This window comes from Campylobacter cuniculorum DSM 23162 = LMG 24588 (assembly GCF_002104335.1).
Lineage (GTDB): Bacteria > Campylobacterota > Campylobacteria > Campylobacterales > Campylobacteraceae > Campylobacter_D > Campylobacter_D cuniculorum.
Genome location: NZ_CP020867.1, coordinates 1,037,034 through 1,047,953, shown reverse-complemented (window position 1 = coordinate 1,047,953; position 10,920 = coordinate 1,037,034). Strand labels below are relative to the sequence as shown.

Sequence of the window (10,920 nt, the reverse complement as noted above, 5' to 3'; positions counted from 1 at the left end):
TTTATAGAAAGGATAAAAATGCATATTACTTATACTTTAACTGATGAGTCCCCAGCTCTTGCGACTTATTCGTTTCTTCCAATCGTCCAAGCTTTTTTAAGCAGAGCAAATATAGCTGTTAAGACCTCTGATATTTCTTTATCCGGAAGGATTATAGCTCATTTTGGCGATTACCTTACAAATGAACAAAAATGCGAAGATGCCTTAAAAGATTTAGGGGAGCTTGTTAAAAAAGCAGATGCAAATTTGATTAAAACCCCAAATATTTCAGCCTCTATTCCACAGCTTAAAGCAGCGATTAAAGAGCTTCAAGATAAGGGCTATATGTTACCAAATTACCCAGATGAACCAAAAAATGACGAAGAAATTCAAATTAAAGAAAAATATCAAAAAATTTTAGGTTCAGCTGTCAATCCCGTTTTGCGTCAAGGTAATTCGGACCGCCGTTGCACTAAAGCTGTAAAAGAATATGCGAAAAACAATCCCTACCGCGTTATACCTTTTGATAAAAAGTCTAAAACCAAAGTTTCTTATATGAAAGAAGGAGATTTTTTTTCAAATGAAAAAGCGGTTTTAATCGAAAAAGATTGCACTGCAAATATAGAATTTGTTTCAGATAGCGGAAAAAGTGAAATTTTAAAAGAAGGTTTAAAACTTGAAAAAAATGAAATTTTAGACGCGACTTTTATGGATGTTGAAAAACTTAAAGCCTTTTATGAAAAGGAAATTGAATTTTGTAAAAAAGAAGATTTGCTTTTTTCTTTGCACCTTAAAGCAACGATGATGAAGGTCAGCGACCCTATAATTTTTGGCTACGCTCTTGAAGTATTTTTTAAAGAACTCTTTGCTGAATTTAAAGATGAATTTGGGAGATTAGGCATTAATGCAAACAATGGTTTATCCGAGCTTTTAAATAAAATCGAAAATTCAAAGAAAAAAGAAGAAATACTTAAAAAATACAAAGAAATTTTAGACACAAGAGCTGAAATTTCTATGGTTAATTCCGATAAAGGCATCACAAATTTGCATGTCCCAAGTGATGTGATTGTTGATGCTTCAATGCCTGCTATGCTTAAAAATGGAGCAAAACTTTGGGATAAAAATGGCAAAGAAAAGGATACAAATGCTCTCATTCCAGACCAAACTTACGCGACAATCTATGAAGCGGTTATTGAAGATTTACACGAAAATGGTACGCTTAATCCTAGAATTTTAGGAACGGTTTCAAATGTGGGTTTAATGGCTAGAAAAGCTCAAGAATACGGCTCTCACGACAAAACTTTTGTGGCAAAAGAAGAGGGAATTTTTAAAATCGTAGCAGAGGGCAAGACCTTACTTGAACATAGGGTTAAAAAAGGCGATATTTATAGAGCCAATCAAGCGAAATTTGATGCGATTATTAATTGGATTGATTTAGGTATTGAGAGGGCAAATTTAACGGGGAGTGAAGCAATTTTTTGGCTTGATGAGAAAAGAGAAAGCAATAAAATTATGGCTTCTTTGGTTAAAGAAAGACTTAAAGAAAAAGGTCAAGATATAAAAATTTTAGCCCCAAAAGAAGCTTGCTTAAAAAGTTTAGAGCTTATTCGTGCGGGAAAAGATGCGATTTCAATCACTGGAAATGTTTTAAGGGATTATCTTACAGATTTATTTCCTATTTTAGAACTTGGAACAAGTGCAAAAATGCTTTCAGTTGTGCCTATGTTAAATGGAGGAGCCATGTTTGAAACCGGAGCGGGAGGTTCTGCTCCTAAACAAGTTGAACAGCTTATCGAGGAAAATCATTTGCGTTGGGATAGTTTAGGCGAATTTTTAGCTTTGCAAGCGAGTTTGGAATTTTATGCGAACAAATGCTCCAATAACAAAGCAAGAGTTTTAGCGGCTTGCCTTGATGAGGCTATAGGCGAATGGTTAGAAAATAATAAGGCTCCATCGAGAAAGGTCAATGAAGATGACAACCGCACAAGCCATTTTTATCTTGCAATGTATTTGGCTCATCATCTTTCCAGACAGGCTAATGATATAGAACTTCAAACTTTCTTTAAGGACATTGCTTTAGAACTTAGCTCAAATGAAGAAAAAATCAGACAAGAATTTATAGACGCACAAGGGGTTAAAGTTGATCTTGGTGGGTATTATAAATTTGATGATAAAAAAGCTAAAAGCATTATGTGTCCTAGCAAGACTTTTAATGCTATCATTGCAAAGATAGAGCAAAAAAGATGAAAATTTCTATTATCGGTGCAGGAAATGTAGGTTTAAGCATTGCTTATGCTTTGATTTTAAGGGAATTTGCACAAGAACTTGTTTTAATCGATCGGAGTGAGGAGGTGCTTATAGCTAGAGAATTAGAGCTTTCTCAAAGCATCACAGCACTCAATTTAGCTATAAATCTTATTTGCACTAAGGATTATTCTCATACGAGCAATTCTGATATTGTCATTTTTGCTGCAGGTGTACCAAGAAAAGATGGACAAAGTAGGGATGAGCTTTACCAAACCAATGCAAAGATTATGCTCGATTGTGCTAAAAATATAAAGCAATTTGTTGAAAATCCTCTTTTTATTATCATCACAAATCCGGTGGATTTCTTGCTCAATACCCTCTATGAAAGCAATCTTTTTTCGCCTAAAAAGATTATTGCGATGGCAGGAATTTTAGACAATGCAAGATTTAAATACGAAGCAGCTAAGAAGCTTGGAGTTCCAACTTCAAGTGTTGATACCAGACTCATAGGTTTTCATAATGATGATATGGTCTTACTTTTTTCTTATGCAAAAGTTAAAAACAGAAGCATTGAAGAATTTTTAGACGAAGAAGAACTTGAGGACTTAGAAAATGAAGTTAAAACAGGAGGTGCGAAGGTGATTAAACACCTTAAAACTTCCGCTTTCTTAGCACCTGCAAGTGCTTGTATAAGAATGCTTGAGTCCATAAGAAGTGGCGAGTTTTTGCCTATGAGTGTGATTTTACATGGTGAATTTGGAGTGGAAAATAAGGCTTTAGGTGTGATGGCAAGATTAGGTTTAGAAGGCGTTATTGAGGTGATGAAACTCACTCTTAGTGCTGAGGAAGAAAAAAAGTTAAAAAAATCTTTAATTAAATATCAATACAAGGGAGAATGAATGAATATACACGAGTATCAAGCAAAAGAAATTTTTGCAAGTTATAATATACCTACCCTTAAGGGCAAGGTAGCATTTAGCGTTGATGAAGCTGTGCAAAATGCTAAAGATTTAGGTGGCAACGTTTGGGCGGTGAAGGCTCAAATTCACGCAGGAGGTAGAGGACTTGGGGGCGGTGTTAAAATCGCTAAAAATTTAGATGAAGTTAAAAACTACGCAAACCAAATTTTAGGTATGAATTTAGTCACACATCAAACAGGACCCGAAGGTAAGCTTGTGCAAAAGCTTTATATAGAGAGTGGAGCAAATATTGTTAAAGAATATTATTTGGCTATACTTTTTAACAGAATGGCAGAACAAATCACTATCATTGCTTCAAGTGAAGGAGGAATGGATATAGAAAAAGTGGCTAAGGAAAGTCCGGATAAAATTGCAAAAGTAGGTATTGATCCACAAATAGGCTTTAAACTCTTTCATGGACTTGAGGTTGCTAAGGTGCTTGGACTTGACAAAGATGAAGCGAAAAAATTAATTTCAATGATAGAAAAACTCTATAAACTTTACATGGATAAAGATATGAATATGTTAGAAATCAATCCTTTAATCAAAACTGCTGAAGGTGATTTTTATGCCTTAGATGCAAAATGCAGTTTTGACGATAGTGCTCTTTACCGCCACGAAGAGATTGCAAAATTGAGAGATATTACAGAAGAAAATCCTGCTGAAAGAGAAGCGGGTGAATATGGATTAAGCTATGTTAAACTCGATGGAGATGTTGCTTGCATGGTTAATGGAGCCGGACTTGCAATGGCAACTATGGATATCATCAATTATAGCGGTTGCAAACCAGCAAATTTCTTAGATGTGGGTGGTGGGGCAAATCCACAAACCGTGGCAAAAGCCTTTGAAATCATTTTAAGAGATAAAAATGTTAAGGTTATTTTTATTAATATCTTCGGTGGTATTGTTCGTTGTGATAGAATTGCAAATGGAATTTTAGAAGCAACAAAAAATGTTGAAGTGAATGTTCCTGTTGTTGTGCGTCTTGATGGGACAAATGCTAAAGAAGCAAAAGAAATTTTAGAAAAATCAAATCTTAAAAATATTAAAGCAGCGACTGACCTTAAAAATGGTGCAGAGCTTGTAAAAAGTTTAGTATAAGGAAAAAATAATGAGTATTTTAGTCAATAAAAGCACAAAGGTAATTGTTCAAGGTTTTACAGGTAAAGAAGCAACTTTTCATGCTGAACAATGCATAGCTTATGGCACTGATATAGTTGGTGGGGTTACACCTTTTAAAGGCGGACAAACTCATTTAAATAAACCTGTTTTTGATACTGTTGCAGAAGCTGTTAAGGCAACGGGTGCAGAAGTGAGCTTGATTTTTGTCCCTGCTTTTGCTGTGGGAGATAGCGTTATAGAAGCAGCTGATGCGGGTATAAAACTCGCCGTTGTTATCACAGAGCATACTCCTGTTAAAGATATGATGTTTGCTAAAAATTACGCAAATAAAAAAGGAATGAAAATCATAGGTCCAAATTGTCCGGGTATTATCACTTCTGAAGAGTGTAAATTAGGCATTATGCCCGGATTTATCTTTAAAAAAGGTTGCGTAGGATTAATCTCTAAATCCGGAACCCTTACCTATGAAGCAACAAATCAAGTCGTAAAAAGTGGCTATGGAATTTCAACTGCTGTTGGAATAGGTGGAGACCCTATTATAGGACTTTCTTATAAGGAATTATTGAGTGAATTTGAAAAAGATGATGAAACCAAGGCTATGGTTATGATTGGTGAGATAGGCGGAAGTTTAGAGGTAGAAGCAGCCCGATTCATTAAAGAAAATATTAAAAAACCTGTTGTAGCCTTTATCGCAGGTGCTACTGCACCGAAAGGAAAAAGAATGGGACACGCAGGTGCTATTGTAGGCAGTGCAGATGAAAGTGCAACAGCAAAGAAAGAAGCACTTAAATCTTATGGAATTCATGTGGTTGATTCTCCTGCTTTGATTGGTGAAGAGATTAAAAAAATACTAGGTTAAAGGAAAAATTATGAGTATAACAGCTCCAAAAGACACCCCGGTTTGGGTTGATGAGCACAGATGTAAGGCTTGCAATATTTGCGTTAGCTATTGCCCCGCTGGGGTTTTAGCTATGCGTGATGAGTTGAGTGCAGTTTTGGGACAAATGATAGAAGTGGTGCATCCTGAATCCTGTATAGGTTGCTCTGAATGTGAATTGCATTGTCCTGATTTTGCTATTATGGTGGCAAAAAGAGATGAATTTAAATTTGCCAAACTTACTCCTGAATCTAAAGATAGAGCTAAGGCAGTAAAAGACAATAAATACAGAAAATTAAATGTTTAGGAAAAATCGATGAGAGAAGTTATAGCAACAGGAAATGTATTGATTGCTCAAGCAGCAATTGATTGTGGATGCAAATTTTTTGGAGGTTATCCTATCACTCCAAGTTCTGAAATTGCTCACGAATTAAGCCATTTATTGCCTGTAAATGATGGTACTTTTATCCAAATGGAAGATGAAATTTCAGGTGTGAGTGTAGCCATAGGAGCAGCAATGAGTGGAGTTAAATCAATGACAGCAAGTAGCGGTCCGGGAATTTCATTGAAAGCTGAACAAATTGGACTTGCTTTTATCGCTGAAATTCCCCTTGTAATCGTCAATGTTATGAGAGGCGGTCCATCAACAGGACTTCCAACACGAGTTGCACAAGGGGATTTATTTCAAGCTAAGGCACCAACTCATGGGGATTTTGCGAGCATAGCGATTGCTCCAGCATCTTTAGAAGAAGCTTATACTCAAACAATAAGAGCATTTAATTTAGCCGAAAAATTTATGACTCCGGTGTTTTTACTTATGGATGAAACCGTAGGACATATGAATGGCAAAGCAATTTTGCCTGATTTAAAGGATATTGAGATTATCAATCGTGCTAAATTTGAAGGAGATAAAAAAAGTTATAAACCTTATGCAGCCGGTGAAAATGAAGCTGCTACGCTTAATCCTTTCTTTACGGGTTATCGCTATCATATTACAGGACTTCATCACGGAGATATAGGCTTTCCAACAGAAGATGGAGCTATTGTTAAAAAAAATATAGAAAGATTGGTTGGAAAGATTAAGAATCGCAAAGATGAAATTTGTGCTTATGAAGAATATATGATAGATGATGCAGACCTTTTGATTATCGCTTATGGAAGTGTGAGTCGTTCGGCTAAAGAAGCGATTTTAAGATTAAGAGAAGAAGGGATTAAAGTGGGACTTTTCCGCCCTATTACTCTTTATCCGGTTGCAGAAGAAAAAATCGCAGAAGTGGTCAATCGTTTCAAAAAGGTCATAGTCAGCGAGCTTAATATGGGACAATATCTTGAGGAAATTCAAAGAGTGAGTGGAAGAAGGGATTTTATCAGCCTCCATAGAGCTAATGGTCGCCCTATCACTCCAAGTGAGCTTATTGCTAAAGTAAAGGAGAATATATAAAATGGCATTTGATTATGATGAATATCTAAGAGTGGATAAACTTCCTACACAATGGTGTTGGGGTTGTGGAGATGGCGTTGTTTTAAAATGTATCATTCGAGCCATACAAAAAATTGGTTGGAATATGGACGATGTGTGTTTGGTTTCAGGGATAGGATGTAGCGGTAGAATGAGTTCTTATGTTAATTGCAATACCGTGCATACCACTCACGGAAGAGCCATTGCTTATGCAACAGGCATTAAACTTGCAAATCCGAGTAAAAAGGTCATTGTCGTCAGCGGGGATGGCGATACTTTAGCTATTGGAGGTAATCATACCATTCATGGTTGCCGAAGAAATATAGACTTAACTCATATTGTGATTAATAATTTCATTTATGGTCTTACAAATTCTCAAACTTCTCCAACCACTCCAAAAGGTTTTTACACAGTAACAGCTCAATTTGGTAATATTGACCCAAATTTTGATGCTTGTAAGCTTACAAAGGCTGCAGGTGCGTCTTTTGTAGCCAGAGGAAATGTGATTGAGGCGAATAAACTTGAAAATTTAATTTATAAAGCATTAGAGCATAAGGGTTATAGTTTTATTGATGTATTTTCAAATTGCCATATTAATCTTGGACGCAAAAACAAGATGGGAGAAGCTGTAGCTATGCTTGATTGGATTAAAAATCTCATTGTTGATAAAGCAAAATTTGACCAATTAAGCCCTGAAGAGCAAAAGGGTAAATTCCCAACGGGAATTTTATATCAAGATGAAACTCAACCTGAATACTGCCACGCTTACGAAGAAGTGCGTCGTGCGGCTAAAGAAAAAAGAATGGTGGATTTAGGAGCGTTAAAATGAAATATCAATTAAGATTTGGCGGTGAAGGCGGACAAGGCGTTATAACTGCGGGTGAGATTTTAGCTGAAGCTGCTATTAAAGAAGGTCGTTCTGCTTTTAAGGCTTCAACTTATACCTCTCAAGTGCGTGGAGGTCCTACAAAAGTAGATATTATTATTGATGATAAAGAAATTCTTTTCCCTTATGCAGTTGAAGGTGAGGTTGATTTTATGCTTTCTACCGCAGATAAAGGTTACAAGGGTTTTAGAGGTGGAGTTAAAGAAGGTGGTGTGATTGTTGTTGAGCCTAATTTAGTTCATCCTGAAAGTGAGGATTATAAAAAATGGAAGGTGTTTGAAATTCCTATCATCACAATCGCTAAAGATGAAGTGGGCAATGTTGCAACTCAATCTGTTGTCGCTTTGGCTATCGCTGCTTATATGAGCAAGTGCATTGATTTGGATAAATTAAAAGACACCATGCTTCATATGGTTCCGCCAAAAACAAGAGATGCGAATGCAAAAGCTTTTGATTTAGGGATTAAATATGCAAGCGAGGCTAAACCTAAATGCGTCTAAATTTTAAGCAAGGCAAAAACCTTGCTTAAAATTCTTTTTAAAACTCGAAAATTCAGTGATTATTAATTTAATATCTATTTATTTTTTTGAATAATAAACATTTTAAGATATTGTAATGTCCTTGATAATTAAATATTTTTATTTAAGTCTTTTAAAATTTGTTTTGTGGTATTAGAATTAAAATTATTCAAATATTTTTTAATAAGTCAATATCCAAATGACTTAAGTTATTTTCAAATTTTTGCTTTATATTGTTTTTTGTAAAAAATTTATATTTGTAGATTTTTAATTACAACATTAAAAATAATTTGGTTAAGCATAAAGATTTATAGTGGATATAATCACTTAAAATAAACCAAGTGTTTTTAGAAGAAAGACTTTGCAAATTAAAAATTATTTTGGAGATAAATTTCCATTGATGAAAATATTATTATAAGGTTTAATTTATTTTTGAATATAGAGTTTTATATAGGCTTGATATAAAGAATTTAAAAAATTATATTAAAATCATAAAAAACAAAATTCGTTTTTAATTTTTTAGAAATTATAAAATATTTGTTGTAAGTATAATTTAAAAATAAATGCTATTTATTAAGTGAAGTTTTATGAATATTTTTCAAAACTTCACTTTTATTTTAAAAATCTTTAAGAATTTTCAAATTTAAAAATTTTTATCCTAATAATTTTCTAAAATCCTCCACAACATCGAGCTTTTCCCAAGGATAATCTTTTTGCCCAACCTGACCCCTTGCAGCCACATCAGCATAAAGAAAAGTTTCCTTGCTCGGTTTATCTAAAGCAAATTGTTTGCAAATCCAATTTGGAGTTAGGGCATAATTTTGCATAACAAAATCACTTAAAACCTCGTCACTCACTTTGGTATTAGTTCCCATGCAATCCACACTTACAGAAGTAGGTTTTGCAACCCCGATAGCATAGCTTAATTGAACAATACATTTTTTTGCAAGTTTTGCTGCGACAATATTCTTTGCAAGCCATCTTGCAGCATAGAGTCCACTTCTATCAACCTTTGTGTAATCTTTACTTGATTGTGCACCCCCTCCAATTGGAGCATAACCACCAAAACTATCGACAATGAGCTTACGACCTGTTAAACCGCTATCGTGTAAGGAGCTGTGATTGACATATTTTCCGGTCGGATTGATAAGAATTTTTGTTTTATCAGCATTAAACAGCTCCTTTGGTAATTTTGTATCATCAATGAGTTTTCTTATCAATGCCCTTAAATCTTCTATTTTCATACTTTCAACACAAGGAGCAGAAATCACTATGGTATGAATGCTTTGAGGTTTGCAATTTTCAAAATTTTCCTTTGTGCCATAATCAATCGTAACTTGAGTTTTAATATCCACACCAAGCTCATTGGGGTGGGATTTAGCATAAGCATAAACCTTATCACACAACATTCTTGCATAAGAAATTGCTGCAGGCATAAATTCTGCACTTTCATCACTTGCAAAACCAAACATAATGCCTTGATCTCCTGCTCCAATTTCTCCACTTTCTTGATCAACACCTTGATTTATATCCGGGCTTTGTTCATTTAAAAAAACCAAAACTTCAACCTCATCAGGATGCAAACATTGTTTTTTGGTAAAATATCCTGCTCCATCATAGCCTATGTTTTTTAAAACATTTTTAACTAAATTGTCATAATCAGCTTTAGATAATTTGTGTTTAGATTTTACTTCCCCTCCAATCACAACTTTATTTCCTGCGACAAAAACCTCACTCGCCACCCTTGAATTTTTGTCATTTTTCAAGAGTATATCCACTATTGTATCAGCGATTATATCAGCACACTTGTCAGGATGACCAGGGCTTACGACTTCTGAAGTGAATAGATACATAAAAGTCCTTTCTTAAAAAATTAAAAGGCTATAATTATAACTTAATTTCCTTAAATTTTAGACATCAAGCAAATTTATGAAAATTAAGCTTAACTTCGCTAAAATAATTAAACAAAAATTTATAAATGGAGTAAAATGCGGCATCTTATCACGACAAAAGATTTCAATAAAGATGAAATTTTAGAGCTGTTTAAGGATACAAAAGAATTCTTAGATGAAAAGCCTAGAACTTTGCTTGAAGGCAAGAGTGTTACAACTATATTTTTTGAAAACTCAACCCGCACTCTTTCATCTTTTGAAAGTGCAGCTCAAAGGCTTGGAGCAAAGGTTTTAAGACTTGATACTTCAAGAAGCAGTTTAAGAAAAGGTGAAACGCTTTATGATACAGCTATGATTTTAGATTCTATGAGCCCAAATGCTATCATTGTAAGACATGCTTACTCTGGTGTGCCACATATCCTAGCTAAACACATGCATTGTCCGGTCTTAAATGGAGGAGATGGAAAACACGCTCATCCCACTCAAGCTTTACTTGATCTTTTTACAATTTGGACGCATTTTAAAGGAAAAATTAAAGATAAAATAATTCTCATTGTTGGAGATATTAAAAATTCTCGTGTTGCGGCTTCAAATATAGAGCTTTTAAATCGCTTTGGATTGAAAATCATCTTAGTTGCCCCACCTCATTTTATGCCCCATTCAAATTTAGAAAAATCTTACAAACTCGATGATAAACTTATCGATAAAGCTGATATTATTATGAGTTTAAGAACGCAAACTGAAAGGCATAATAAAAGCATTTACGCTTCTTTGAAGGATTATGCGAACGATTTTTGCATTCAATCAAATTTGATTAAAAATAAAAAACTGATTTTACTCCACCCAGGACCTGTTAATCGCAATACAGACATCAGCGATGAAATGATGAGTGATAAAAGAACTCTGGTTTTGCAACAAGTTAAAAATGGTGTTGCCATTAGAATGGCTGTTTTAAAGAAACTTATCCTAGAAAATTAAGGA

Annotated in this window: 10 protein-coding genes; 9 read left to right on the top strand and 1 reads right to left on the bottom strand. The window is 34.5% G+C overall.

The features are described from left to right. Window positions 1–18 precede the first annotated feature (18 nt). The 8 genes from CCUN_RS05270 to CCUN_RS05235 are packed head-to-tail and all read left to right on the top strand — an operon-like array spanning window position 19 to window position 8,029. Window positions 19–2,226, top strand: coding sequence for an NADP-dependent isocitrate dehydrogenase (locus CCUN_RS05270; protein ID WP_027305463.1), 2,208 nt, complete (start codon window positions 19–21; stop codon window positions 2,224–2,226). Further along, entirely contained in the window at window positions 2,223–3,125 is a 903-nt protein-coding gene (locus CCUN_RS05265) for a malate dehydrogenase (protein ID WP_027305462.1), read from the top strand. The genes CCUN_RS05270 and CCUN_RS05265 overlap by 4 nt, the downstream gene beginning before the upstream one ends. Next, on the top strand, window positions 3,126–4,286 hold the full coding sequence (sucC, locus tag CCUN_RS05260) for an ADP-forming succinate--CoA ligase subunit beta (protein ID WP_027305461.1): 1,161 nt from the start codon (window positions 3,126–3,128) through the stop codon (window positions 4,284–4,286). A gap of 10 nt (window positions 4,287–4,296) precedes the next feature. Next, entirely contained in the window at window positions 4,297–5,166 is an 870-nt protein-coding gene (gene sucD / locus CCUN_RS05255; protein ID WP_027305460.1) for a succinate--CoA ligase subunit alpha, read from the top strand. 10 nt (window positions 5,167–5,176) lie between these two features. Continuing rightward, entirely contained in the window at window positions 5,177–5,491 is a 315-nt protein-coding gene (locus tag CCUN_RS05250) for a 4Fe-4S dicluster domain-containing protein (protein WP_027305459.1), read from the top strand. 9 nt (window positions 5,492–5,500) lie between these two features. Further along, window positions 5,501–6,625, top strand: a complete 1,125-nt coding sequence (locus tag CCUN_RS05245) for a 2-oxoglutarate synthase subunit alpha (RefSeq protein ID WP_027305458.1) — start codon at window positions 5,501–5,503, stop codon at window positions 6,623–6,625. A 1-nt stretch (window position 6,626) separates the two neighbouring features. Next, entirely contained in the window at window positions 6,627–7,472 is an 846-nt protein-coding gene (locus CCUN_RS05240) for a 2-oxoglutarate ferredoxin oxidoreductase subunit beta (RefSeq protein ID WP_027305457.1), read from the top strand. Continuing rightward, window positions 7,469–8,029: a 2-oxoglutarate:acceptor oxidoreductase subunit OorC gene (locus CCUN_RS05235; RefSeq protein ID WP_027305456.1), complete on the top strand. Its 561-nt coding sequence runs from the start codon at window positions 7,469–7,471 to the stop codon at window positions 8,027–8,029. Before CCUN_RS05240 ends, CCUN_RS05235 begins: the two co-directional genes overlap by 4 nt. 671 nt (window positions 8,030–8,700) lie before the next feature. Here CCUN_RS05235 and metK read toward each other — a convergent pair. Continuing rightward, entirely contained in the window at window positions 8,701–9,900 is a 1,200-nt protein-coding gene (gene metK / locus CCUN_RS05230; protein ID WP_027305455.1) for a methionine adenosyltransferase, read from the bottom strand. A gap of 135 nt (window positions 9,901–10,035) precedes the next feature. On the opposite strand from metK, the gene CCUN_RS05225 reads away from it, so the two are divergent. Beyond that, window positions 10,036–10,917, top strand: coding sequence for an aspartate carbamoyltransferase catalytic subunit (locus tag CCUN_RS05225; RefSeq protein ID WP_027305454.1), 882 nt, complete (start codon window positions 10,036–10,038; stop codon window positions 10,915–10,917). The last annotated feature ends 3 nt before the right edge of the window (window positions 10,918–10,920 follow it).

Bases quoted from the DNA above. Each gene is read 5' to 3' on its own strand.
- CCUN_RS05270 (WP_027305463.1), top strand. From the start codon at position 19: ATGCATATTACTTATACTTTAACTGATGAGTCCCCAGCTCTTGCGACT.
- sucC (WP_027305461.1), top strand. From the start codon at position 3,126: ATGAATATACACGAGTATCAAGCAAAAGAAATTTTTGCAAGTTATAAT.
- metK (WP_027305455.1), bottom strand. From the start codon at position 9,900: ATGTATCTATTCACTTCAGAAGTCGTAAGCCCTGGTCATCCTGACAAG.
- CCUN_RS05250 (WP_027305459.1), top strand. From the start codon at position 5,177: ATGAGTATAACAGCTCCAAAAGACACCCCGGTTTGGGTTGATGAGCAC.
- CCUN_RS05235 (WP_027305456.1), top strand. From the start codon at position 7,469: ATGAAATATCAATTAAGATTTGGCGGTGAAGGCGGACAAGGCGTTATA.
- CCUN_RS05240 (WP_027305457.1), top strand. From the start codon at position 6,627: ATGGCATTTGATTATGATGAATATCTAAGAGTGGATAAACTTCCTACA.
- CCUN_RS05225 (WP_027305454.1), top strand. From the start codon at position 10,036: ATGCGGCATCTTATCACGACAAAAGATTTCAATAAAGATGAAATTTTA.
- CCUN_RS05245 (WP_027305458.1), top strand. From the start codon at position 5,501: ATGAGAGAAGTTATAGCAACAGGAAATGTATTGATTGCTCAAGCAGCA.
- CCUN_RS05265 (WP_027305462.1), top strand. From the start codon at position 2,223: ATGAAAATTTCTATTATCGGTGCAGGAAATGTAGGTTTAAGCATTGCT.
- sucD (WP_027305460.1), top strand. From the start codon at position 4,297: ATGAGTATTTTAGTCAATAAAAGCACAAAGGTAATTGTTCAAGGTTTT.